At 72.5% G+C, this 22,677-nt stretch carries 21 protein-coding genes, 2 tRNA genes and 2 pseudogenes; 7 read left to right on the forward strand and 18 right to left on the reverse strand.

Translation table 11 applies throughout. The features are described from left to right. Positions 1-272: 272 nt before the first annotated feature. The 3 genes and pseudogenes from AB0F03_RS08215 to pgsA form a co-directional block, all read right to left on the reverse strand. A complete protein-coding gene (locus AB0F03_RS08215; protein ID WP_361987733.1) occupies positions 273-1,484 on the reverse strand; it encodes a glycosyltransferase family 4 protein in 1,212 nt (403 codons plus the stop codon). Beyond that, positions 1,481-2,389: a phosphatidylinositol mannoside acyltransferase gene (locus AB0F03_RS08220; RefSeq protein WP_361987735.1), complete on the reverse strand. Its 909-nt coding sequence runs from the start codon at positions 2,387-2,389 to the stop codon at positions 1,481-1,483. The genes AB0F03_RS08215 and AB0F03_RS08220 overlap by 4 nt, the downstream gene beginning before the upstream one ends. After that, a pseudogene (gene pgsA / locus AB0F03_RS08225) lies at positions 2,386-3,106 on the reverse strand (phosphatidylinositol phosphate synthase). The gene AB0F03_RS08220 and the pseudogene pgsA overlap by 4 nt, the downstream one beginning before the upstream one ends. A gap of 251 nt (positions 3,107-3,357) precedes the next feature. On the opposite strand from pgsA, the gene AB0F03_RS08230 reads away from it, so the two are divergent. Further along, entirely contained in the window at positions 3,358-5,559 is a 2,202-nt protein-coding gene (locus tag AB0F03_RS08230) for an elongation factor G-like protein EF-G2 (protein ID WP_361987737.1), read from the forward strand. A 221-nt stretch (positions 5,560-5,780) separates the two neighbouring features. Next, the gene (locus tag AB0F03_RS08235; RefSeq protein WP_361987739.1) at positions 5,781-7,427 is read left to right on the forward strand and encodes a hypothetical protein; all 1,647 of its coding nucleotides are present in this window, start codon (positions 5,781-5,783) and stop codon (positions 7,425-7,427) included. A gap of 30 nt (positions 7,428-7,457) precedes the next feature. Here AB0F03_RS08235 and AB0F03_RS08240 read toward each other — a convergent pair whose 3' ends face one another. Beyond that, complete coding sequence (locus tag AB0F03_RS08240) at positions 7,458-8,018, reverse strand: HIT domain-containing protein (protein ID WP_361987740.1); 561 nt, start codon at positions 8,016-8,018, stop codon at positions 7,458-7,460. Between the two features lie 67 nt (positions 8,019-8,085). Between AB0F03_RS08240 and AB0F03_RS08245 the strand changes: the two genes are divergently transcribed. Next, positions 8,086-8,745, forward strand: a complete 660-nt coding sequence (locus AB0F03_RS08245) for a potassium channel family protein (protein WP_361987742.1) — start codon at positions 8,086-8,088, stop codon at positions 8,743-8,745. A gap of 48 nt (positions 8,746-8,793) precedes the next feature. On the opposite strand, the gene AB0F03_RS08250 is transcribed toward AB0F03_RS08245, so the two are convergent. The 4 genes from AB0F03_RS08250 to AB0F03_RS08265 form a co-directional block, all read right to left on the reverse strand. Next, positions 8,794-9,216 (reverse strand): VOC family protein, encoded by a 423-nt coding sequence (locus AB0F03_RS08250; protein WP_361987744.1) that lies wholly within the window; start codon positions 9,214-9,216, stop codon positions 8,794-8,796. Between the two features lie 321 nt (positions 9,217-9,537). Then, positions 9,538-11,514, reverse strand: a complete 1,977-nt coding sequence (gene thrS, locus AB0F03_RS08255; protein WP_361987746.1) for a threonine--tRNA ligase — start codon at positions 11,512-11,514, stop codon at positions 9,538-9,540. Positions 11,515-11,612: 98 nt separating this feature from the next. Further along, positions 11,613-12,884, reverse strand: a complete 1,272-nt coding sequence (locus AB0F03_RS08260) for a hypothetical protein (RefSeq protein WP_361987748.1) — start codon at positions 12,882-12,884, stop codon at positions 11,613-11,615. Then, on the reverse strand, positions 12,881-13,447 hold the full coding sequence (locus AB0F03_RS08265) for a DUF4365 domain-containing protein (protein ID WP_356824631.1): 567 nt from the start codon (positions 13,445-13,447) through the stop codon (positions 12,881-12,883). Before AB0F03_RS08265 ends, AB0F03_RS08260 begins: the two co-directional genes overlap by 4 nt. Positions 13,448-13,616: 169 nt before the next feature. Here AB0F03_RS08265 and AB0F03_RS08270 point away from each other — a divergent pair, with 169 nt between their 5' ends. Beyond that, positions 13,617-14,342: a 3'-5' exonuclease gene (locus AB0F03_RS08270; RefSeq protein WP_361987750.1), complete on the forward strand. Its 726-nt coding sequence runs from the start codon at positions 13,617-13,619 to the stop codon at positions 14,340-14,342. Positions 14,343-14,414: 72 nt separating this feature from the next. Here the strand turns inward: AB0F03_RS08270 and AB0F03_RS08275 are convergent. From AB0F03_RS08275 to AB0F03_RS08295, 5 genes and pseudogenes are all read right to left on the reverse strand, one after another. Continuing rightward, positions 14,415-14,486, reverse strand: a tRNA-Val gene (locus AB0F03_RS08275). A 39-nt stretch (positions 14,487-14,525) separates the two neighbouring features. Then, entirely contained in the window at positions 14,526-14,972 is a 447-nt protein-coding gene (locus AB0F03_RS08280) for an SRPBCC family protein (protein WP_361987752.1), read from the reverse strand. Positions 14,973-15,351: 379 nt separating this feature from the next. Further along, positions 15,352-15,474 (reverse strand): annotated as a pseudogene (locus tag AB0F03_RS08285) (sugar ABC transporter substrate-binding protein); the annotation flags it as partial. Between the two features lie 542 nt (positions 15,475-16,016). Next, positions 16,017-16,088 (reverse strand) — tRNA-Val (locus tag AB0F03_RS08290). Between the two features lie 84 nt (positions 16,089-16,172). Beyond that, positions 16,173-16,637 (reverse strand): TIGR02611 family protein, encoded by a 465-nt coding sequence (locus AB0F03_RS08295; protein WP_361987754.1) that lies wholly within the window; start codon positions 16,635-16,637, stop codon positions 16,173-16,175. Positions 16,638-16,827: 190 nt separating this feature from the next. Between AB0F03_RS08295 and AB0F03_RS08300 the strand changes: the two genes are divergently transcribed. Both AB0F03_RS08300 and AB0F03_RS08305 read left to right on the forward strand, forming a co-directional pair. Further along, complete coding sequence (locus AB0F03_RS08300; protein WP_004002642.1) at positions 16,828-17,241, forward strand: SsgA family sporulation/cell division regulator; 414 nt, start codon at positions 16,828-16,830, stop codon at positions 17,239-17,241. 284 nt (positions 17,242-17,525) lie between these two features. Then, positions 17,526-18,083 carry a CGNR zinc finger domain-containing protein gene (locus tag AB0F03_RS08305; RefSeq protein ID WP_361987756.1) on the forward strand — a complete coding sequence of 186 codons (558 nt, stop codon included), beginning with the start codon at positions 17,526-17,528 and terminating at the stop codon, positions 18,081-18,083. Positions 18,084-18,154: 71 nt separating this feature from the next. Here AB0F03_RS08305 and AB0F03_RS08310 read toward each other — a convergent pair whose 3' ends face one another. Together AB0F03_RS08310 and AB0F03_RS08315 are read right to left on the reverse strand one after the other, a co-directional pair. Then, a complete protein-coding gene (locus AB0F03_RS08310; protein ID WP_356824637.1) occupies positions 18,155-18,310 on the reverse strand; it encodes a hypothetical protein in 156 nt (51 codons plus the stop codon). Between the two features lie 154 nt (positions 18,311-18,464). Next, positions 18,465-18,902 carry a hypothetical protein gene (locus AB0F03_RS08315; protein ID WP_361987757.1) on the reverse strand — a complete coding sequence of 146 codons (438 nt, stop codon included), beginning with the start codon at positions 18,900-18,902 and terminating at the stop codon, positions 18,465-18,467. Positions 18,903-19,103: 201 nt separating this feature from the next. On the opposite strand from AB0F03_RS08315, the gene AB0F03_RS08320 reads away from it, so the two are divergent. Beyond that, positions 19,104-19,628: a DsbA family protein gene (locus tag AB0F03_RS08320; RefSeq protein ID WP_361987759.1), complete on the forward strand. Its 525-nt coding sequence runs from the start codon at positions 19,104-19,106 to the stop codon at positions 19,626-19,628. Positions 19,629-19,866: 238 nt separating this feature from the next. On the opposite strand, the gene AB0F03_RS08325 is transcribed toward AB0F03_RS08320, so the two are convergent. From AB0F03_RS08325 to AB0F03_RS08335, 3 genes are read right to left on the reverse strand one after another with little or no spacing between them, the layout of a single operon-like run. Further along, positions 19,867-20,691, reverse strand: a complete 825-nt coding sequence (locus AB0F03_RS08325; RefSeq protein WP_361987761.1) for a GNAT family N-acetyltransferase — start codon at positions 20,689-20,691, stop codon at positions 19,867-19,869. Positions 20,692-20,743: 52 nt separating this feature from the next. Next, positions 20,744-21,565 (reverse strand): aminodeoxychorismate lyase, encoded by an 822-nt coding sequence (locus AB0F03_RS08330; protein ID WP_361987763.1) that lies wholly within the window; start codon positions 21,563-21,565, stop codon positions 20,744-20,746. Then, the gene (locus AB0F03_RS08335; protein ID WP_361987765.1) at positions 21,562-22,605 is read right to left on the reverse strand and encodes a chorismate-binding protein; all 1,044 of its coding nucleotides are present in this window, start codon (positions 22,603-22,605) and stop codon (positions 21,562-21,564) included. Before AB0F03_RS08335 ends, AB0F03_RS08330 begins: the two co-directional genes overlap by 4 nt. Positions 22,606-22,677: the final 72 nt, after the last annotated feature.

Consider the following 22,677-nt stretch of genomic DNA (forward strand, 5'->3'; position numbering starts at 1 on the left):
CCGCACCGCAGCACGAGCGCCGCAGCCCGACCCATACCGGCGCGCCCCAGCCGGAAGCCACTGGCCATCCACCTACCGCACCGACCGCTCCCGCTTCACTTCCCACAGCCCGCCGCACCGCAGCCCGAGCGCCGTCGGCCGACCCGTACCGGCGTGCCTCAGCCCGAGGTCGGCGGCAGGCCGGTGCCGCTCCGCGCGCCCCTGGTTCGGTCCCGGAACCCGGGAGCATCGCCCGCCTGCCCGGTCACCGAGCCCGGGTGCATCGCCCCGTCTCAGTCCCTGAGCCCCGGAGCGGTCGGCTGTTCGCGGGTGTTGCCGCTCCCGTCGCGGGTCAGGCCGAAGCGGGCCCGCAGGCCCGTCGTCCGCTCGTCCGCGGCGACCGCCGCCGCGCCGGCCGTCACCGTCTCGTAGACGGACAGGATGTCCGCGCCGACCGTGGACCAGTCGAACCGCCGCACGTGGGCACTGCCGCGCTCGCGCAGCAGTGCCCGGCGCGCCGGGTCCGCCAGCAGCCGTACGGCCGCCTCCGCCAGCGCGGTCGCGTTCTCGTTGGCGAAGACCTCGCCGGCCTCGCCCTGGTCGAGAACCTGTACGAAGGCGTCCAGGTCGGAGGCGAGGACGGGGGCGCCCGCGGACATCGCCTCGACGAGGATGATGCCGAAGCTCTCGCCGCCGGTGTTGGGCGCGACGTACAGGTCGACGCTGCGCAGGAGGCGTGCCTTGTCCTCGTCGCTGATCATGCCGAGGAACTCGACGCGCGAGCGCAGTTCCTCGGGCAGGTCCTCGACGGCCGCCTCCTCGTCGCCCCGGCCCGCCACCAGCAGCCGCGTGCCCGGCCGGGCCGCCACGATGTCCGGCAGGGCCTTCATCAGCACCGGCAGGCCCTTGCGGGGCTCGTCGATGCGGCCGATGAAGCCGATGGTGTCGCCCTGCCACCGCGGGTCGGGGTCGGCCTTGGCGAAGAAGTCGACGTCGACGCCGTTGGGGATGACCACCGCGTCCCCGCCCAGGTGCTCGACGAGGGTGCGGCGGGCGTACTCGCTCACCGCGATCCGCGCGCTGATCTTCTCCAGGGCGGCCTGGAGGATCGCGTAGGCGGCGATCATCGCGCGGGAGCGCGGGTTGGAGGTGTGGAAGGTGGCCACGATCGGGCCGGACGCCGCCCAGCAGGTCAGCAGGCCGAGCGAGGGCGAGGTCGGCTCGTGGATGTGGACCACGTCGAACTTGCCCTCGTGCAGCCAGCGCCGCACCCGCGCGGCCGACAGGAACCCGAAGTTCAGCCGGGCGACCGAGCCGTTGTACGGCACCGGGACGGCGCGGCCGGCGGAGACGACGTAGTGCGGCAGCGGGGTGTCGTCGTCGGCCGGGGCGAGGACGGACACCTCGTGGCCGAGGCGGAGGAAGTACTCGGCGAGGTCGCGGATGTGGAACTGGACGCCACCGGGCACGTCCCAGGAGTACGGGCAGACGATCCCGATTCTCACGCGGGTCCCTTCGAGGGGTCGAGGTCGGCGAGCCACAGGCGCTGGAGCATGTGCCAGTCCTCGGGGTGGTCGGCGATCCCGCCGGCGAAGGCGTCGGCCAGCGCCTGCGTCATGACGGCCGTCCTCTCGGTGCGCGTGCCGGACGCGGGAACCTCGACGGGCGGATGCACCTGGCCCCGCATGACAGGCGAGTCGTCGTACCAGAGGGTGACGGGCAGCAACAGCGCGCCCGTCTGCTGGGCGAGCAGGGCGGGGCCCGCGGGCATCCGGGCCCGCTCGCCGAAGAAGTCGACCTCGACACCGGAGGCGGACAGGTCGCGGTCGGCGACCAGGCAGACCAGACCGCCGTCGCGCAGCCTGCGGGCCAGGGTGCCGAAGGCGGAGCCGCCGCTGTGCGGCAGGACCTCCATGCCGAGGCCCTCGCGGTAGGCGACGAAGCGGTCGTAGAGCGTCTCGGGCTTGAGGCGTTCGGCGACCGTCGTGAACGGCGTCCCAAGGGCGGTGGTGACCCAGGCGCCGGCCAGGTCCCAGTTGGCCAGGTGCGGCAGCGCGAGGACGACGCCCCGGCCGGCGGCCAGGCCGTCGGTCAGGTGGTGCAGGTCCTTGGGCTCGAAGCCCGACCTGACCCGCTCGGCGCTCCAGGCCGGCAGCCGGAAGGACTCCATCCAGTAGCGCAGGTAGGACCGCATGCCCGCGCGGGACAGTTCGGCGAGCCGCTCGGGGCTCGCGCCGGGCACCACGCGCGCGTAGTTGGACTCCAGGCGCTGTACGCCCTTGCCGCGCCGTTTCCAGGCGAGGTCGGCGATGGTCCGGCCCAGGCGCGCCGCGACGGGCTCGGGGAGCTTCTTGACGGTGCCCCAGCCGGCGCCGTACAGGGCGTCGGTGAGCCGGTCGGCGCCGCTCACTGCGCCGCCTCGCCGGCGGTCGGCCGAGCCGCCGCCTCCGCCTCGGCGGACTCGCGGCGCACGGTGACGACCCGCTGGACCAGCGTGACGAGGCTGCCGACGGCGACGACCCACAGGGCGATCGGCAGCAGCCACTGGATGCCCGGCACGCCGAACTTGTGCAGGCCCGCGAAACCGGCCGCGACCAGCGAGATCACCAGCCGCTCGGCGCGCTCGACGAGCCCGTTGACGGCGACCGGCAGCCCGATCGACTCGCCGCGCGCCTTGGTGTACGACACGACCTGTCCGCTGGCCAGGCAGAAGATCGACACCGCGCACAGCATGTTGTCGTCGCCGTGGCCCGCGTACCAGAGCGCGAACCCGCCGAAGATCGCGCCGTCGGCGACCCGGTCCAGGGTGGAGTCCAGGAAGGCGCCCCAGCGGCTGGAACGGCCCAGCTGACGGGCCATGTTGCCGTCGACCAGGTCGGAGAAGACGAACAGGGTGATCACGACCGTGCCCCAGAAGAACTCGCCCCGGGGGTAGAAGACCAGCGCGCCCGCGACCACACCGGCCGTGCCGAGGAGTGTGACCGTGTCGGGGCTCACGCCCCGGCGGATGAGAAACGCGGCGAACGGTGTGAGGACACGCGTGAAAAATGCACGCGCGTACTTGTTCAGCATGGCCTTCCCGACGGTCGGTGTCGCCGCGGCCCCTGGTGGCCGCCGGCTGGCCCATCGTAGCCAGGCACGCGCGCGCGTGGCGGGCGGGCACCCGCTGCCGCGCCGGGAAGCGGTGTACGCCACGGTGCGCGGGGCGTTCGTGACGCGATCGATGTCCCGTACGCACCCTTCGTAGCCCTTCGTATGGACGCGGCGTGACGGGAGTGGAAAGCTCGAATGACCGCGGGCGTCGTCACAACCGCCCCAGCACGCGGATGCGGCACGTCCGCGCCCACAGTGACCTCACCGTGCACGGGAGGCAGGATCATGGGCGACAAGGCACAGACACACCACCCCGGGGCCGCCGGCAGGGCTCTGGCGGCCGACCGGCCCGCGTCCGTACGGAACGTGGTGCTGGTCGGCCACTCGGGCTCGGGCAAGACGACCCTGGTGGAGGCCCTCGCACTGACCGCGGGGGCGGTTAACCGGGCGGGCCGCGTGGAGGACGGCGGCACCGTCTCCGACTACGACGACATCGAGCACCGCCAGCAGCGCTCGGTCCAGCTCTCCCTGGTGCCGGTCGCCTGGGACGGCATCAAGGTGAACCTGCTGGACACCCCCGGGTACGCCGACTTCGTCGGGGAGCTGCGGGCCGGTCTGCGCGCCGCGGACGCGGCCCTCTTCGTCGTCTCGGCCTCGGACGGCGTCGACGGCACGACCCGGATGGTGTGGGAGGAGTGCGCGGCCGTCGGCATGCCCCGCGCGATCGTGGTGACGCATCTGGAGGCCGCGCGCGCGGACTTCGAGGAGATGACCCGGATCTGCGCGGAGGCCTTCGGCGGCGACGATCCCGACGCCGTACTGCCCCTGTACCTGCCGCTGCGCGGCCCCGAGAGCCCCGACGGGCACGCGTCCGTGACGGGACTGGTCGGGCTGCTGTCGAAGAAGCTGTTCGACTACGCGTCCGGGGAGCGCAAGGAGTCCGAGCCCGGCGAGGACCAGCTGCCGGACATCGAGGAGGCCCGCAACCGGCTCATCGAGGGGATCATCTCGGAGAGCGAGGACGAGACCCTCATGGACCGCTATCTGGGCGGCGAGCAGATCGACACCAAGACCCTGATCGAGGACCTGGAGCGGGCCGTCGCCCGCGGCAGCTTCTTCCCGGTCCTGGCCGCCGCCCCCGCGGCCGAGGGCGCCCGGCAGGGTCTCGGCACGGTCGAGTTGCTCCAGCTGATCACCGGCGGCTTCCCGACCCCGTTCGAACACCCCCTGCCCGGCGTCACCACCGTCGACGGGGAGCCGCGCGAGCTGAAACCGTGCGACACGGACGGCCCGCTGGTCGCCGAGGTCGTCAAGACCTCCTCCGACCCCTACGTCGGCCGGATCTCGCTGGTCCGCGTCTTCTCGGGCACCCTGCGTCCCGACCAGCCCGTGCACGTCTCCGGGCACGGCCTCGCCGACCGCGGCCACGAGGACCACGACGTCGACGAGAAGACCGGCGCCCTGTCCATGCCCTTCGGCCGGCAGCAGCGCCCGGTGACCCATGCCGTCGCCGGCGACCTGGTGTGCGTGGCCAGGCTCGGCCGCGCCGAGACCGGCGACACGCTCTCCGGCAAGGACGATCCGCTGCTGATGGAGCCCTGGCAGATGCCGGACCCGCTGCTGCCGCTCGCCATCCAGGCGCACAGCAAGGCCGACGAGGACAAGCTCTCCCAGGGCCTGGCCCGGCTGGTGGCCGAGGACCCGACCATGCGCCTGGAGCACGACCAGGACACCCACCAGATCGTCCTGTGGTGCCTGGGCGAGGCCCACGCCGACGTCGCCCTGGAACGGCTGCGCAGCCGCTACGGCGTCCAGGTCGACGTCGTACCGCACCGGGTGTCCCTGCGCGAGACGTTCGCGGACCGGGCCGCCGGGCGGGGCCGGCACGTCAAGCAGTCCGGCGGGCACGGCCAGTTCGCGATCTGCGAGATCGAGGTGGAGCCGCTGCCTGGCGGTTCGGGCATCGAGTTCGTGGACAAGGTCGTCGGCGGCGCGGTGCCCCGGCAGTTCGTCCCGTCCGTCGAGAAGGGCGTGCGGGCGCAGGCCGCCAGGGGCGTCGCCGCCGGTTATCCGCTCGTCGACGTGCGGGTCACGCTGGTGGACGGCAAGGCGCACTCGGTGGACTCCTCCGACGCCGCGTTCCAGACGGCGGGCGCGCTCGCCCTGCGGGAGGCCGCGGCCGAGGCGCGGATCCATCTGCTGGAGCCGGTCGCCGAGGTCACCGTGCTGGTCGGCGACGACTACGTGGGCGCCGTGATGAGCGACCTGTCCGGCCGGCGCGGCCGGCTGCTGGGCACCGAACAGGTCGGCTCGGGGCGGACCCTCATCCGCGCCGAGGTGCCGGAGTTCGAGATCGGCCGGTACGCGGTCGACCTGCGCTCGCTCTCCCACGGCACGGCCCGCTTCGACCGGAACTACGCCCGGCACGAGCCGATGCCGCCGCAGATCGCCGAGCGCATCCGCGAACAGGCGGGGGACGACGGGTAGTCCGGCGGGCGAGGGGGTACCGGCGCGGATGTGCGGGCGGGCGGCTTCGGCCGTCCGCCCGCGGGCTGTCGGTGCCGGCGGATACGCTGATCACCGGAGCGCGTCGTGCCGCGGCCGTCCGGCATTCGTCCGGTACCGGCAGGACGAGCCGTCCAACAGGTGTGCGGGGCAGGGAAGTCGGGAAGGCCGCAGGAGCGACACCGGCGGCGATGGGGGCGGGAATGTCGTTTGGAACGGAGTGGGACGGGCCCCAGGTGCCCGTCTCGGGCGACGAGGGGCAGGCGGCGACCTCCGCGCTGGCGTCCGCGGCGTACCGGGACAGCCCGGTCGAGGAGATCAAGAAGGCCGACAACGAATGGCACCAGTCGGCCGTGAAGGCCGGCAGGATGAAGATGTTCCGGCCGAATCTCGGTGAGGCGTTCTCGCGTGCCGTGGTCGACCGGATGCTCGCTCCCGGCCGCAAGCCGCTCATCCAGTCCTTCGGCTCCGAGCCCCAGTTCGTCGTGGAACACGCCCTCGCCGCCAACAACATCCGCCGGGAGCGCGACAACCGGCTCACCGTCGTCACCGTCGTGTGCGGCCTGCTCTTCCTGCCGGGGATGCTCTGCTGGCTGCTCGTCTTCCAGCTGCGCGGCCTCGTCGTCCGGCGCGACGACCGGCGGGCCGGGGCGCTGGGCACCGTGCTGCTGCTGGGCGTCGGCATACTCGCCGCGCTGTTCCTGATCAAGATGCCGTTCTCCGGCTTCTGGGCGTGGTACGCCCGCGCGACGGTCGTCGTGCCCGTGCTGGGCTGGTTCTGGGCCAAGCAGATCTGCGAGCGCACCGCCCAGGACCTGCGGGGCCGCTGGGCGGGACTGCTGTCCGGCAGCAGTGTCGGCGCCAAGGTCCCGGAGGCCGTGCCCCGCGCCCCCGGCCAGACCGCCGCCGAGGATCTGCGGCAGTCCCTGGCCCGGCTCCGGGCGGAACAGCGGTCCAACTCCGTCTTCTACGCCGGCCCCAAGGGCATACTGGGCATGGGCACCCGCTGGGGCTCGTGGCAGCTCGCCGAGGACCTCGTGCCCGCCGACCCCACCCGGGAGATCCACCCGTTCCGCAGCTGGGACGTGATACGCGCGATCCACGACCAGCTGGCCCTCCTGGAGCGCGGCCCGCTGAACACCGGCGGCTTCCCGAAGCCGTCGATACGGCACTGGATCGTCACCCCGATCGGTGAGAAGGCCACGGCCGTCTCCCGCCCCGAGGGCACCGACGTCGAGGCCTTCCAGATCAAACCGCACGCCATACAGGACATCTGCAACAAGCAGCAGTTCGGCAGCGGTGACCGGCACTATCTGGGCGTGCAGTGGACGCTGTGGGACGGACAGCTGGTCATCACGATGCTGATCACCGTCACCGTGCTGCACGAGACGCTGCGCATCGAGGTCACGGGTCATGCGCTGGGGCCGGTGAACTCCCTGTTCACCACGAAACCCGAGGCGCCGGCCAAGGAGGTCACCAAGTCCTTCAAGCCCTGGGAGACCCGCACGGTCAAGCTGCCCCTGGTCGGCACCGACGAGGTCGTCCGGCTCGCCGTGCGCGCCCCGCTGACGTGGTACCCGCCGCTGCTCAACTGGCTCGGCGGCTCCCTCGGCCTGCCCGAGCCGTTCGGGCTGCGGCACGCCTGGGCCGACCAGCCCTGGCGCCACCGCTTCATGGCCGACGACGCCCTGCGCGCGGCTACACCGGTGCTGCGGGTGGTGCACTCGGCCGCGATCAAGGTGCTGCGGGAGAACGGCGTGGACACGGAGAAGTTCGGCGCCCGCTCGGCGTTCCTCAGCGGCAACGTCCAGGACCCGACGCCCCGGAAGGCCGACCTGTACGACGCGTAGGCCCGCGCCGGTCCGGCGGGCCCCGGCGGATCAGCCGGCCGGCCACGCCTCCGCGAGCATCCCGCGGGTGTCGGCCAGCAGCTGCGGCAGCACCCTGGTGTGGCCCACGACCGGCATGAAGTTGGTGTCGCCGCCCCAGCGGGGGACGATGTGCTGGTGCAGATGGGCCGCGATACCGGCGCCCGCCACCGCGCCCTGGTTCATGCCGATGTTGAACCCGTGCGCACCGGACGCCGCGCGCAGAGCCGTCATCGCCTGCTTGGTCAGCTCCGCCAGCTCGACGGTCTCCGCCGGGGTCAGGTCGGTGTAGTCGGCCACGTGCCGGTACGGCACGGTCATCAGGTGACCGCCGGTGTAGGGGTACAGGTTGAGGACGGCGTACACGTGCTCTCCGCGCCGGACGACGAGCCCGTCCTCGTCCGACTTCGCCGGGATGGAGCAGAAGGGACAGCCGTCGTCGGCCCCCGGACCGCTCGGCTTGTTCTCGCCCTGGATGTAGGCCATCCGGTGGGGCGTCCACAGGCGCTGGAACGCGTCCTGCGTCCCCACTCCGATCTGCTGTTCCGGCTCACTCGTCATGCTAGGCAGCATATGGCTTCGCCCGATCCCGGCGTGTCGCCGGGGGACCCCGGCAGTGGTCTCCGGCGAAGCTTGGCCGGTGGACGACGACAGCCCCGCGGTTCGCTGGGAGCAGCGCACCGAGATCCCCCTGTTCCTGGCGTCCCTGGTCTTCATGGCCGCCTATGCCACCCGGGTCCTGGCCGTGAGCCTGCCCTGGGGCTGGCGCAACCTGTGCGGGGCGGTGATGCTCGCCCTGTGGGTGCTGTTCGCCCTCGACTACGCGGTGCGCTGGCGGCTCGGCGGACAGCGCTTCCTGCGCTTCGCCACCACGCATCTGCTGCACACGGCCGTGGTGCTGCTGCCGTTGCTGCGCCCGCTGCGGATCGTCCCGCTGTACGACGCCATCCAGCGCCGGCAGGGAGATCCCCGGCTGTCCCTGTACGCGCGGGTGATCGCTTACGCGAGCCTGTCCACGCTGCTGCTCGGCCTCTCCGGCGCCCTCGCGGTCTACCAGCAGGAACGCGGAGCACCGGGCAGCGATATGCGCACCTTCGGGGACGCGGTGTGGTGGGCCGCCTCGACCCTCAGCACGGTCGGCTACGGCGACATCACCCCGGTGACCCCGCTCGGCCGGGTGATCGCGACCGGGATGATGGCCTGCGGGCTGGGCCTGCTCGGCGCGGTGACGGGTTCGTTCTCGTCCTGGCTGATGCAGACGTTCTCCCGGGAGAGCGATGAACGACCCCCGCGGAGGTGATCCCTGCGGGGGCCGTCCGTGTCTGCTGGGGAAGAGGCCCGACGGCTGCTACGGCCGTACGTAGGGGCGGGTCATGATCTCCATGTTGTGGCCGTCCGGGTCGTCGAAGTAGGCGCCCCGACCGCCGAACAGACGGTTGACCCGGCCGGGTTCGGTGTGGTGGGGGTCGGCGTAATAGGTGACCCCGGCCGTCTCCAGGCGGGCGATCACGGCGTCGAACCGGTCGTCGGGCACGAGGAACGCGTAGTGCTGCGACTGGATCGGCTCATCGCGTTTCTCGTAGTAGTCGAGCGTCACGCCGTTGCCCAGGTCGACGGGGAGGAACGGCCCGAAGGGGGCACCGGCCTCCAGCCCCAGTATCGCCGCCACGAAGCCGGCCGACAGCTGTCGGTCCGTGGCGTAGACGGCGGTGTGGTTCAGCTGGACGGTGGCCGCTGATCCGGGGGCGTGGCGCTGCTGATCAGGTGTCATGCGAGGGTGTCTCCGGTCTTGGATCCGCTGTGGAGCGCCGCGTGCGGGCGCTGGGAAGGGGACGCGGAGAAACGGCGGGGCTCTCGCCCGCCTCGTGCTCACGCCGGGGCCGGGTGCCCCGCTCGTGCATGGCCTCTGGCCGACCCGGCAGTCACCTGGCTGACCCTAGTACCTCACCGTGCGTCACGGCAACGCCGTCGGCCCGCCGGTCCGGGACGCGGTGACGCCGGGTGCCCCCCGCCGGACACGGCGGCGGCCGTCACGACCGCGACGGGTCGTGACGGCCGGCGTCACGCTCACTCCCGGGATCTCCCGGGCGGATCAGACCTGGGTCCGCTCCTCCACGACCTTCACGATCTTGGCGATGGCTTCGTCGAACGGGATGCCGTTCTCCTGCGAGCCGTCCCGGTAGCGGAAGGACACGGTGCCGGCGTTCATGTCCTCGTCACCGACGATGACCATGAACGGGACCTTCTGCTTCTGGGCCGTCCTGATCTTCTTCTGCATACGGTCCGAGGAGGAGTCCACCTCGACCCGCAGACCCTTCTTCCGGGCCGCGGCGGCGAACTTCTCCAGGTACTCGACGTGCGCGTCGCCGACCGGGATGCCGAGCGCCTGGACGGGGGCCAGCCAGGCCGGGAAGGCGCCCGCGTAGTGCTCCAGGAGCACCGCGAAGAACCGCTCGATGCTGCCGAACAGGGCCCGGTGGATCATGACCGGACGCTGCTTGGAGCCGTCCGGGCCGGTGTACTCCAGGTTGAACCGCTCGGGCAGGTTGAAGTCGAGCTGGATGGTCGACATCTGCCAGGTGCGGCCGATCGCGTCCTTGGCCTGCACGGAGATCTTCGGGCCGTAGAAGGCGGCGCCGCCGGGGTCGGGCACGAGGGGCAGGCCCTGCTTCTCGGCGACCTGGCGCAGGGTCTCGGTCGCCTCTTCCCATGCCTCGTCGGAGCCGACGAACTTCTCCGGGTCCTTGGTGGACAGCTCCAGGTAGAAGTCGGTCAGGCCGTAGTCGCGCAGCAGGTTCAGCACGAAGGTGAGCGTGCTGTCCAGTTCCCCGGACATCTGCTCGCGGGTGCAGTAGATGTGCGCGTCGTCCTGGGTGAAGCCGCGGGCCCGGGTGAGGCCGTGCACGACACCGGACTTCTCGTACCGGTACACGGTCCCGAACTCGAAGAAGCGCAGGGGCAGTTCACGGTACGACCGGCCACGCGCGTCGAAGATCAGGTTGTGCATCGGGCAGTTCATGGGCTTGAGGTAGTAGTCCACGCCCTCGTCGAGCTGCATGGGCGGGTACATGCCGTCGGCGTACCAGTCCAGGTGGCCCGAGGTCTCGAAGAGCTTCCCCTTCGTCGCGTGCGGGGTGTAGACGAACTCGTAGCCCTCCTCCTCGTGGCGGCGGCGCGAGTAGTCCTCCATGACCCGGCGGACGATGCCGCCCCTGGGGTGGAAGACGGCGAGGCCGGAGCCGATCTGCTCGGGGATGGAGAAGAGGTCCAGCTCGCTGCCGAGCTTGCGGTGGTCGCGCTTCTCGGCCTCGGCGAGGAACTCCAGGTGCGCCTTGAGCTCGTCCTTGGACGGCCAGGCGGTGCCGTAGATGCGCTGGAGCATCGGGTTCTTCTCGCTGCCGCGCCAGTAGGCGGCGGCGTTGCGCATCAGCTTGAACGCCGGGATCAGCCGGGTCGAGGGCAGGTGCGGACCGCGGCAGAGGTCCTTCCAGCACAGCTCGCCGGTCTTGGCGTCCAGGTTGTCGTAGATCGTCAGCTCGCCGGCGCCGACCTCGACGTCCGCGCCGTCGTCGTGCGACGCCGAGCCCTTGAGGCCGATCAGCTCCAGCTTGTACGGCTCGGAGGCCAGCTCCGCGCGGGCCGCCTCGTCGGTGACGACACGGCGGGCGAACTTCTGCCCGCGCTTCTGGATCTCCTGCATCTTCTTCTCGACGGCCTTGAGATCCTCGGGCGTGAACGGCTTCTCGACGTCGAAGTCGTAGTAGAAGCCGTCCTTCACGGGCGGGCCGATGCCCAGCTTGGCCTCGGGGAACAGCTCCTGCACGGCCTGCGCCATGACGTGCGCGGTGGAGTGGCGCAGGATGTTCAGGCCGTCCTCGGACGAGATCTCGACGCCCTCGACCTCGTCACCGTCGGACAGCTCCCACGCGAGGTCCCTCAGCTCGCCGCCCACGCGCGCGGCGATGACGGAGCGCTCGCCCGCGAAGAGATCGGCAGCCGTAGTGCCCGTCGTCACCACGCGTTCTTCCCGCTCGGAATCGCGTTGGATGATCACACGGACGTCTGACACCGGTCTCTCCTGACTGAAGGTGGGTGCGGCGCCGTACGAGGAGCGCGCGCTCAGGCGATCGTACCGACCCGATGGCACCCACCGCGAAACGGTTACCTTCAGTCGGCCTGCCCGTACGCCTCCTCACCTGGCTCGTCGCAGGTCTCGTCGAAGAAGTCGAGGTTCTCGTGGAGGGACTTCAGCAGCCGGTCGCGTTCGGCGTCGTCGACCTGTACGGGGACGACCCCGCGGGCGCCGGTGAGCCGCCGGAAGCCGCCCCGCCGCTCCAGCCGGCCGTGCACGCGCACCGGGAGTCCGACGAGGTGGGCGTGGCCGGCGACGCGGTAGTCCTCCTCGTCCAGGGTGACGCGGAGGTGCGGCACCTCGGCGCCGGCGAGGACGCGCAGGCGCACGGTGCCCTGGCCACCGGGCCCGGAGCGGCGCATGCGGACGACGGCGCCGGTGACGCTGACCGGGACGGAGGGCTCCGCGCGGAGGTAGCGGGCGGCGGCCTCGCGCAGCACGGGCAGGTCGCCGGGTGAGAACTCGACGGGTTCGGCGAAGGCGGCGCAGCCGTCCGGGACGCCGGTGCCGGGGGCCCAGGCGACGGCGACGCGGGCGCCCTCGGTGCCGCGCACCAGAGCGGAGAGCGCCTCGGTCAGCTCGTGGCTGACGCCGGCCTCGACGGCGCCGTCGAAGGCGTCCATGCCGCCGGTGGCCCGCTGGTAGTCGATGGCCTCGCGGGCGGCGTGGAGGGCCTGGTGGAGGCGGACGGAGAGCGCGCGTCCCGCGGGGACGGGGACGAAGGCGGTGAGGGCGTGGCCGTCGGCGGCGGGGCCGACGAGGACGTCCCCGACCAGCGCGGCGGCGGAGCGGCGGTGGCGGGCGCCGTGGTAGCCGGCGGGGGCGCGGGTGGCGAGTGCGGCGGCGAGCAGGATCCGGCGGGCGGCGCCGCGCAGATGTGCGTCGGCGGTCCAGGGCGCGGCTCCGGCGGGCCCGGCCGGGGTGTCGCGCCACCAGCGGATCTCGTCGCTGGGTACGGCGAGGCAGAGCAGCACCTCGCGGGCGGACGGGGTGTCGCTGCGGGCGAGGGCTTCGAGGGCCTCGCCGAGCAGGTCGTCGCAGTCCGGGAAGGCGCGGCTCTCCGGTACGAGCAGGCTGGTCGCGGCGGCGCCCGGCCCGGGCGGGGTCCAGCGGCCGTAGTGCCCGGCCGCTCCCCCGCGCCGCTGCCAGCCGTGCCGGTGCAGCAGGGCGCCGAGGACGGCGGGGTCGACGTCGGCGGGCCGCGGCGGGGGGTCCCGGGGGATGTCGCCGGGTTCCGGCCGGACCCGCCGTACCGGCTCGCCGAGGATCTGCCGTACCGGCGGCTCGTCGGAGGGACGGTTCCTCATGGCCTGCCTCCCGTCCCGACCCGCGCCATGATCGCGCACAGCGCCCGGTCGTCGAAGATGCGCGAGGTCGGTATCCGCACAGTGGTCCGGTGCCGGCCGGTGACGGGGTGGCCGGCGAGGTTGATCCAGTAGCAGCAGTGTCTGAGTTCGAGCCGTTCGTGGCCGGCGCGCAGCCAGTCGTCCGGGGAGCGCGGGACGAGCATGACCACCAGGATCTTGTGGACCGACACCGGGGTGCGGGCGAGTTTGCGCAGGTGGGCGTTGTCGAGGGTGAAGGAGAAGAAGGGGCCCGGGGGGTCGGGCGCGACCTGGTAGGTGGCCTTCAGCTGCACCTTGACGGTCACCTCGTCGTCGACGGTGTGCCCGGGCGCGCTATGGCTGACGTGCCAGTCGATGCCGTTGTCGGGGAAGGGCTGGGACAGCGAGCAGCCGGCCGCGGCGGCGACCGCGTGCAGATAGCCGACCTGCAACGTCTCCATGCAGGCGGTGGTGGCGAGCGTGCCGCGGAGGGTGCCCGGGCGGTCGGGCAGCAACCCGCCCCGCTCGGGCTGCGCTACGGCCATGACCAACAGCCCTCCCAGCCCGGTGTTCTCCTGCGGCGGGCCGCTGAACTGCAAAGACCCGTACTCCTGTTGTCTCCTCCCGGCGTACGGCGCAAACAGCCCGGGTATCACCGAACCGGACAGCGGACGGAGAGTCATCTGTCGCGGGAGAACGAGGAGTTGGGTGGGAATGACGACCTGGTACGAGGGGCCGCTGGCCGCCTTCGACACGGAGACGACGGGCGTGGACGTCGAGACCGACCGGATCGTGTCGGCCGCCGTCGTCGTCCAGGACACGCCGGGGGCCCGGCCCCGGGTGTTCCGCTGGCTGGTGAACCCGGGGGTGCCGGTGCCCGAGGCGGCGACCGCGGTGCACGGGCTGACGGAGGATCACCTGCACCGCAACGGGCGGTGGCCGGCGCCGGTGATGTACGAGATAGCGGAGCAGCTGGCCGAGCACGCGGCACTGGGCAGGCCGCTGGTGGTGATGAACGCGCCGTTCGACCTGACGCTGCTGGACCGGGAGCTGCGCCGGCACCGGGCGTCGCCGCTGGACCGCTGGTTCGAGTCGGTGCCGCTGAGGGTGCTGGACCCTCGGGTGCTGGACAAGCATCTGGACCGGTACCGCAAGGGCCGCCGGACGCTGACCGACCTGTGCGCGCATTACGACGTGCCGCTCCAGGACGCGCACGACGCGGCGGCGGACGCGCTGGCCGCGCTGGACGTCGTGCGGGCGCTGGGCCGCCGTTTCGCGGCCCGGCTGGAGCGGCTGTCCCCCACCGAGCTGCACGCGCTCCAGACGAACTGGCACGCGGCGCAGGCGCGGGGGTTGCAGGCGTGGTTCGCGCGCAGCGGCTCGGAGGAGACGGTGTGCACGGACTGGCCGCTCAGGCCGGAGCTTCCCGCGGCGGCGTGACCACCGGGCGGGGCGGCAGGGCCCGGGATACGCGAAGAGCCGGTCCGCTACTGCGGACCGGCTCTCTCCCGGTGGGCGATACTGGGTTCGAACCAGTGACCTCTTCGGTGTGAACGAAGCGCTCTCCCACTGAGCTAATCGCCCGGGAACGCACTGAACCATACAGGTCCGGGCGCCCTTCGTTCAAACCGCTCCCAGGTGCCGCCGCAGTCCCCGCCGTCCGGCGCGCATCATCAGCCGGTGGTTGGCGCGGAAGACGGGCCGTCCGGGGACGGCGAGCAGCCTGAGCAGGGGTTTGCGCACGTCGACCTCCTGGTCGTAGCGGACGAGCGCGCCGGGGCCGCCGGCGGTGACCGTCCAGCGCGCCCAGCCCTCCATGTCGCCGGAGAGGGCGACCTCCAGGACGCCGACGGCCGGGTCCCGGCGGGTTTCCCGCACGGTGAGGGTGATGCCGTACGGCAGCGCGGACCGGATGGTGATCACGCCCGTGCGGCCGTCCCGCCGGGTCACCGCCCGCACCTGCGGCCACCAGCGCGGGTAGTCCTCGGGGCGCTCCAGTGCCGCGTACACGGCGGCCGGCGGGGCGGGCAGGGGCCACAGGCTGCGGAAGCGGTAGTGGTTCCAGTCCATGGGGTGAGTGTGCCCGCGGTGGCCGCCCGCAGCGGAGGACGGCCAGACCCGGCACGAGCGCCGCCCGTGTGCGGTGCCGGCCGTCGGCGCGGATCACGTCCGGCACCGGGACGACCTGGGTTCCCGAGGACCTTCTTGTGGATGGAGCGTCATGGTGTTCGAACCGACGGGAATTCCGAGCTGCTTGCCGTCGGCCTCGCCCACCTTCGTGACGTTCTCCCGGAAGTGACGCAGGCTCAGATTTCCGGACTGCACCTGCGGCCGCAGACCGAGGAGAATTCCGCGTTTGTCGTATTTCCGAAGGAATGTGACGGCGCTTTGGAAAAACGTCCGGGGGATTTCCACCAGCGGTCCGCGTCTGGAACTTCTCCGAGAAGGACTCGTACGTCTGAAAGTCGGTCTTGACCGTAACCTTCGGGCACTTCTTCTCGAACAACGCGACGCTCCGGTCGATCTTCCTGACCCGCCCCTCGGCACCCCACGGGGCGTAACGGAATGTCACCGTCCCGTTCCGCAACCGCTACCACCCCTGCACCCGGTCACCGGGACGAACCCGGCCCCGGCCCCGGCCACCAAGGGGGTAAGCGCTCGCCGGCACAAGGGAAGGCAGTCCGACGCTTGCGCCGGGTCGCTCCGGCTCCGCTCCGCCGGGTCCTCCGGCTCCGCCAGGTGTTCGACCGGCGGCCCGTCGGTGGTCCACGCGTCGGCGCAGCCAGCGACAAGAGGCCGTCCGGGCTCGGGAAAACGGTCGCCCGACGTTCGGGAGGGTGGGGCCTGGCTCCGTTCCTGTGGGGCCGTTCAACCCGTTCGAGCCAGGGGTGGGCGAGTGGTCGGGGGCATCGCGCGGTCAGCCGCCCGCCGCGGGGCCCGTGGCGCTGGGCTGCCGCTCGGGACGGGGCCTGCCACCGCTCGCCACCCGAGGCACTGGGTGGGGTGCCAGTCCGAACCTCCGGCTCGGCGTGCCCGTCGGTCGCCCGGCCGCCCGGAAGGGGACGCATACGTCGACGGCCCACCTGCTTGTCGCAGGTGGGCCGTCGGTCCGGGTGGGCGATACTGGGTTCGAACCAGTGACCTCTTCGGTGTGAACGAAGCGCTCTCCCACTGAGCTAATCGCCCGGGCGCAGGAAGAACATTACCCCAAGTCAGGGGGTGCTTCCGAACCCGGGACGGGACGGCGGGGCCGCCCGCCCCGCGGCCGTGTCACTGGTCCTTGATCTTCCACGGCACGACGGCGCCGAACTTCCACAGGTAGAACCCGGCGAGTACGCCGATGATCACGAGCCCGATGACGGTGAGGGTGATGTTGCGGCGCCGCACCTTGGGGTCGAGGGCCCGCTGGGCCGCCTCGGTGACCTTGCGCTTGGTCCAGCGGAGCACGAGCTGGGCCCAGACGAACTCGGTCGCCCAGATCGCCATGCCGCCGAAGATCACCACCCAGCCGGGACCCGGCAGGGGCAGCATGACGATGCCGGCGGCGACGACCGCCAGCCCGATCACGAAGACACCGACCTGCCAGCTCAGGTGCAGGAGCCGGCGCTCCTTGACGTATTCCGGCGCCCGGGAGCCGAGCCCCCGCTCGACACCCTCCTCGCCCACGTGCCCGTCCGCCTTCGCCTCGTCCACCGCCACCGCGACCTCGCCAAGGTCGTCACTCCCCGTATTCATACAGACAAACCCTACCGTAGTGAATCGGTCACCGGAATGGTCCTGGATCCGGTACGAGTTCTCGGCCGGAAGAGTTACGTAAACCGACGCAAAACCCTCAGAGGGGTTTACAACGGCACCGTAGGTGGCATGTCGATTTCGCCGACGTGCGAATCCCCGAGCGCACACTGAGCGAAAGGCCCTGGCGCTTATGAACACCACGGTCAGCTGCGAGCTGCACCTGCGCCTCGTTGTGTCGAGCGAGTCCTCCCTGCCTGTCCCCGCAGGCCTGCGGTACGACACGGCCGACCCCTACGCCGTGCACGCCACCTTCCACACCGGAGCCGAGGAGACCGTCGAGTGGGTGTTCGCCCGCGACCTCCTCGCCGAGGGGCTGCACCGGCCCACCGGCACCGGAGACGTCCGCGTCTGGCCATCGCGCAGTCATGGTCAGGGCGTCGTGTGCATCGCCCTCAGCTCCCCGGAGGGGGAGGCCCTGCTCGAGGCCCCGGCGCGGGCCCTCGAGTCCTTCCTGAAGCGAACCGACGCCGCCGTGCCGCCCGGCACGGAGCACCGGCACTTCGATCTTGACCAGGAGCTGTCGCACATCCTGGCGGAGAGCTAGGTCGCGGCCCCTCGAAGCAGCCCGGTGCCGTCCACTCGGGGAGACGGCTCGGGCCAAGACAACCGCATACGGCACTGGCCGGCGCCGTCACCGTGAGCGATCGCGGGGACGGCGCCGGCCTGTGCGGGCCAGATCGCGGGACGGCCGGCCCGCCCACGGAGGGCGGGGGGGCGGCGCCTCCTGCAACCGGGACGGACGGGGACCGGTGCACCGGGCGCGGTTGTCGCTACCATCGGCCAGCATCGGCGGGCGTCCGCCCGACCCCCCAGGCCAGGGAGCGAAACGTGCTGATCACCCACGACACCCGGTGCGCCCTCGACACCGTGGTGGATCTGGTGAACTCCGCGCCGGAGGAGGACGCGGCGGACGGACTGCCCGACCTCCGGGCTCTCGCGGAGTTCGTACGAAACCACCAGATCAGCGACGTCGGCGTGCTGTCGGAGTTCGACCTCTCGGCGGTGCGCCGCATCCGCGGGCGGTTCGCCTCGGTCTTCGCGGCCCCCGATGCCCGGTCGGCGGCCACGCTGATCAACGAGCTGGTCGCCGGGGCGGGCACCACCCCCCGTCTCACGGACCACGACGGTTACGACTGGCATGTGCACTACTTCGCGCCGGGCGCCTCGGTCGCCGACCATCTCGCCGCCGACTGCGGGATGGCGCTCGCCTTCTTCGTGGTGGCCGGGGAGCAGGAGCGGCTGCGGCGCTGTGAGGCACCGGACTGCCGGCGTGCCTTCGTCGATCTCTCCCGCAACCGCTCGCGCCGCTACTGCGACAGCCGGACCTGTGGGAACCGGCTGCATGTCGCCGCCTACCGGGCCCGGCGCAAGGAGGCGACGGGCTGAGCGGGAGGAGATGCAGGGCCTCCGGTGCGACGTCGGTCCCGGCGGGTGGCGCCGGGACGGACGTGTACGGCTCACAGCAACAGCAGGTCGTGCAGCGCAGCCATGAGGATGAGGCACCCGATCACCGCTAGGAAGATCATCAGCGGTGGCTGGGAAAGGGCGAAGAGGCATCCGCGCGGCTCGTCCTTCGGCGGCGCGGCCTCGCTCTGTGGGGGTGTGTCCAGCATCTCGCGGCAGATGATGGCGTACCCGGGACCTCCTACGCGATCACCGCTCACGGATCTTGCGGGAGTGCGTCAATGCCGTGAGGTCTCGTTCGGCTGGTGAACGATTCCGGACGTCCCCGGACCCACTGTGTCGTTTCAGCGAGTCATGTGACTGTCATATGCCGTGCTTCTTGAGGATGGCCTCGATGTCGCTGAAGTCATCCCCCTGGCCGGCCGGCCGAGGCGTGGCGGCGGGGCGCGGTGCCCGGCCCTGGCCCAGGGAGGGCGCCGAGGCCTCAGGGGCCACCGCATCCGGTCCGGCCTGCCGGGCCGCCTTGCGCCCGGAACCGCCACCGGCGCGCCGGCGCTCCACGGCCCGCGTGCCGGCGAACAGCAGCCAGGCCGCACCCAGCAGGCCGAAGCCCGCCCAGGCGGTGGGGCTCAGGGCGGTGCCCGCGAGCCAGCCGACGATCCCGGTCATCACCAGGGCGACCGGCACGAGGGAGTAGGCCGCGAGGCGGGCGGCGGCCAGATACCGCTTGCGGTAGGCCGTGACCACCGCGATGCCCAGGCCCGCCGCGGACACGGCGGAGCAGACGGTCTCGGCAATCATCCGGTCCTCCTGGCAGGGCTCGTTCGTTCCTTCCATCCTGCACCGCCGCGTCCCCGCGATGCCATGCTCCGGGCACACCTCAGGGACATCTCCGGGTCGGCTCCTCCTGGAGTGCCGGACGCGGCCCCGGAGACCCGGGCCCGGCCGGGGCCCCGGCGTCCCGATTGGGCCGCCCGGGTCCCGCCTGGAAGACTGGGGCCCATGAGCGACTCCTCACCCGTGCGCACCGACGCCCTCGTCCTCGACGTGTGGTGCGAACTTCAGTGCCCCGACTGCCGTGGCGCCCTCGACGACGTCCGCGCCCTGCGCGCCCGCTACGGCGACCGGCTGGAACTGCGTCTGCGGCACTTCCCCCTGGAGAAGCACCAGCACGCCTTCGCCGCCGCCCAGGCCGCCGAGGAGGCCCTGGAGCAGGGCAAGGGCTGGGCGTACGTGGAGGCCGTGCTGGAGCGGGTGGAGGAGCTGGACCGCGGGGGCGAAGCCTTCCTGGTGGAGGTGGCCCGGGAGCTCGGCCTGGACGCCGAGGAGTTCGACACCGCGCTGATCGACGGCCGGCACATCCTGGTCGTCGACGCCGACCAGGCCGAGGGCAAGGCGATCGGCGTGACCGGCACCCCCACGTACGTCATCGGCGGCGAGCGCCTCGACGGCGGAAAGAGCCAGGAGGGGCTGCGCGAACGCATCGAGGGCATCGCGGACCGGCTGCTGGCCGACGGGCCGGCCTGAGCGGCGCGCCCCGCCCCGGCACCCCTGCCGGTACGCCCCGGGAGCCGGCACGTTCCGGCACACCTCGCGGACCCACACGCCCGGGCCCCCCGAACCCGTCCGCCCCGCCCGCGAACCCACACGCCCGGGCCTGCCCGAACCCGTCCGCCCCGCCCGCGGACCCACACGTTCCGGCACGTCCCGGGCCCGTCCCGCCGCCCCGGAGGGACGGACTCCCCGGCGGGGCCGCCCGACTCCCCTACAGCAAGGGCTTGGTCAGGGAGTGGGTCACCGGCTCGTAGCCCAGTGACGCGTACAGCCGCTCGGCCGGGGTGTTGCCCGCGAACACGTTGAGGCCGAGGACCGGCAGGCGGGCCTCGATCGCCTGGCGCTCCGCCAGCAGCATGAGCGTACGGCCGTGTCCCCGGCCGCGGTGGGCCGCGTCGGTCTCCACGTCGAACACGAACGCCCCGTCCTCCCGCAGGGCCACCCAGAGAATGCCCACCCGGCTGCCCTCGTGCTCCAGCACGCTGAAGAGCATGCCGTCGGTCGCGAGCCCGTGCGGCAGCAGCCGTCTGTGGTCGTCGCGGGCCTTGGCGCGGGCCGCGGCCTCGGGGACGCCCCGTTCGCTCCAGGTGCGCGCGTACCGCTCGCTCTCCGTCTTCCGCCAGGCGTCGAACTCGGCCTCGGTCATGGGCCGCGCACGGCCGTCCGACGGCAGTGCGGGCGGGGTGGTGCCTAGGCGTTTTTCCATGCGGCGGTTGCGCAGGGTGTAGCCGAGGGCCGCGAGCAGGCGCAGCCCGGCGTCCGCCGTGGCGGGCACGGTGGTCTCGATCCGGGTGCAGCCCCAGCCGCGTGCCACCTCCTCCGCGGCGAGCGCGGCCACGGTGCCCCGGCCGCGCCGCCGGTCGGGCTCGGCGATCCGCAGATCGATGATGCGGGCCATCGAGTCACCGAGGTCCGGCGAGGTGCCGAGACGGATCTCGCCGACGGGACGGCTGTTGACGCACACCTGGTAGCGGCGTGAACGCGTGCCGTCGGGGTGCTGCTGGAGCGGCTCGGCCGGCCGCAGGGTCGTCGTCATCACAACTGTTCTACCCGCGACGGCCCCGTCGGGTCAGCCTCCCCGACCGGGGTCAGGGATCCAGATCCTGCCCGGACCGCTCGTCGAAGATCCGCATGGCCTTGGCGGTCACCGGGCCGGGCGTGCCGGGCAGTTCACGGCCGTCGACCCGGTGCACGGCCTGCACGTCCCGCAAGGTGGAGGTCAGGAAGATCTCGTCGGCGCGCCGCACGACGTCCAGGGGCAGGTCCGTCTCCCTGGCGCCCGTCCACTCGACCGTCAGGGCGCGGGTGATGCCGGCCAGACAGCCGGAGGCGACCGGCGGGGTGTGGATCTCGCCGTCGAGGACGACGAAGACGTTGGACCCGGTGCCCTCGCAGAGCTGCCCGACCGTGTTGCCGAACAAGGCCTCGGAGGCGCCGTGCCCGTGGGCGCGGGCCAGGGCCACGACGTTCTCGGCGTACGAGGTCGTCTTCAGGCCGGTGAGGGCGCCGCGCTCGTTGCGGGTCCACGGGACGGTGATCACCGCGGTGGTGTCCGGGCGGCGGGTGACCTCGCCGAGGGCGACGACGAGGGTCGGGCCGTGCGCGCCGCGGTCGGAACCGAGCGGGCCGTGGCCGCCGGTGTAGGTGATCCGCAGCCGGCCGAGCGGCATCGGGTTGGCCGCGAGCACGGCCGTACAGGCCTCGCGGACCTCGTCGTGGCGGGGGTCGGGCAGGCCGAGGCCGCGGGCCGAGCGGGTCAGCCGGTCGAGGTGCCGGGTGAGTGCGAACGGCCTGCCGTCGACCGCCTTCACGGTCTCGAAGACGCCGTCACCGACGGTCAGCCCGTGGTCGAAGACGGAGACCCGGGCGGCGTCCGAGTCCCGCAGCCCGCCGTCCAGCCAGATCCTCATGTGAGCGCCCTTTCCGTGTCCTCGTACGATCCCGACGCTACCGCGAGCAGCCGGGACGCCTTCAGCTCGGTCTCTCCCCACTCCCCCTCGGGGTCGGAGCCCCAGGTGATGCCGGCACCGGTGCCGAAGCGCAGGGTGCCGTCGGCGCGGTCGATCCAGAAGGTGCGGATGCCCACGGCCAGCTCGCCGGTGCCGCGGTCGGCGTCGACCCAGCCGATCCCGCCGCAGTACGGACCGCGCGGTGCCGGCTCCAGCTCCGCGATGATCCCCAGGGCACTCGGCTTGGGCGCGCCGGTGACCGAGCCGGCCGGGAAGGCGGCGGCCAGCAGCTCCGGCCAGCCGGCGTCCTCGCGCAGCTCGCCGCGCACGGTGGAGACGAGGTGGACGAGGCCCGGGTGCTTCTCCACGGCGCACAGGTCGGGGACGGTCACGCTGCCGGTCGCGCAGACGCGCCCGAGGTCGTTGCGGACGAGATCCACGATCATCACGTTCTCGGCGTAGTCCTTCTCCAGGAGGTCCGCCTCGGTGTGCGCGGTGCCCTTGATCGGCCCCGACTCGACGACGCGGCCGTCGCGGCGCAGGAACAGCTCGGGCGAGGCGGTGGCGATCTCCACACCGTGCTCCGGCAGGCGGACCGTGCCCGCGTACGGCGCCGGGTTGCCGCGGGCCAGCAGGGCGGTCAGGGCGTCCACGTCGGCGTCCGGGGCGACGGGCGCGCCGAGCACCCGGCAGAGGTTGACCTGGTAGACGTCGCCGGCGGCGATGCGCTCGCGGATCCCGCGGACGGCCGCCGTGTACGCGGCGCGGTCCAGGGAGGAGGTCCAGTCCCCCGGTGCCGGGCCGCGCCAGACGCCGGGCACCGGGGCGGGCACCGGCTCCTCGCGTACCTCCGCGAAGCGGGCGCAGGTCAGCCGGCCCTCGAAGTCCGCGCACACGGCCCAGAAGCCGGCGGAGTCCAGGGCGGCCGGATCGCTGGTGACGTCGAGGAGGCCGGTGGCGACGCGGTCGCCGAAGCGGGCCAGAGGAGGGTGGTGGGACACGTGGTCGAGTCTAGGACGGGTATCCGAAAGCCGACCTCGGGATGTCCCGGAGGGGGCCGGGACCGGCGGCTC

Source organism: Streptomyces sp. NPDC028722 (assembly GCF_040637655.1).
GTDB lineage: Bacteria > Actinomycetota > Actinomycetes > Streptomycetales > Streptomycetaceae > Streptomyces.

Bases quoted from the DNA above. Each gene is read 5' to 3' on its own strand.
- AB0F03_RS08270 (WP_361987750.1), top strand. From the start codon at position 13,617: ATGACGACCTGGTACGAGGGGCCGCTGGCCGCCTTCGACACGGAGACG.
- AB0F03_RS08280 (WP_361987752.1), bottom strand. From the start codon at position 14,972: ATGGACTGGAACCACTACCGCTTCCGCAGCCTGTGGCCCCTGCCCGCC.
- AB0F03_RS08230 (WP_361987737.1), top strand. From the start codon at position 3,358: ATGGGCGACAAGGCACAGACACACCACCCCGGGGCCGCCGGCAGGGCT.
- AB0F03_RS08300 (WP_004002642.1), top strand. From the start codon at position 16,828: ATGAACACCACGGTCAGCTGCGAGCTGCACCTGCGCCTCGTTGTGTCG.
- AB0F03_RS08265 (WP_356824631.1), bottom strand. From the start codon at position 13,447: ATGGCCGTAGCGCAGCCCGAGCGGGGCGGGTTGCTGCCCGACCGCCCG.
- AB0F03_RS08320 (WP_361987759.1), top strand. From the start codon at position 19,104: ATGAGCGACTCCTCACCCGTGCGCACCGACGCCCTCGTCCTCGACGTG.
- AB0F03_RS08310 (WP_356824637.1), bottom strand. From the start codon at position 18,310: ATGCTGGACACACCCCCACAGAGCGAGGCCGCGCCGCCGAAGGACGAG.
- AB0F03_RS08240 (WP_361987740.1), bottom strand. From the start codon at position 8,018: ATGCTGCCTAGCATGACGAGTGAGCCGGAACAGCAGATCGGAGTGGGG.
- AB0F03_RS08330 (WP_361987763.1), bottom strand. From the start codon at position 21,565: ATGAGGATCTGGCTGGACGGCGGGCTGCGGGACTCGGACGCCGCCCGG.
- AB0F03_RS08315 (WP_361987757.1), bottom strand. From the start codon at position 18,902: ATGATTGCCGAGACCGTCTGCTCCGCCGTGTCCGCGGCGGGCCTGGGC.
- AB0F03_RS08325 (WP_361987761.1), bottom strand. From the start codon at position 20,691: ATGACGACGACCCTGCGGCCGGCCGAGCCGCTCCAGCAGCACCCCGAC.
- AB0F03_RS08235 (WP_361987739.1), top strand. From the start codon at position 5,781: ATGTCGTTTGGAACGGAGTGGGACGGGCCCCAGGTGCCCGTCTCGGGC.
- AB0F03_RS08250 (WP_361987744.1), bottom strand. From the start codon at position 9,216: ATGACACCTGATCAGCAGCGCCACGCCCCCGGATCAGCGGCCACCGTC.
- AB0F03_RS08260 (WP_361987748.1), bottom strand. From the start codon at position 12,884: ATGAGGAACCGTCCCTCCGACGAGCCGCCGGTACGGCAGATCCTCGGC.
- AB0F03_RS08295 (WP_361987754.1), bottom strand. From the start codon at position 16,637: ATGAATACGGGGAGTGACGACCTTGGCGAGGTCGCGGTGGCGGTGGAC.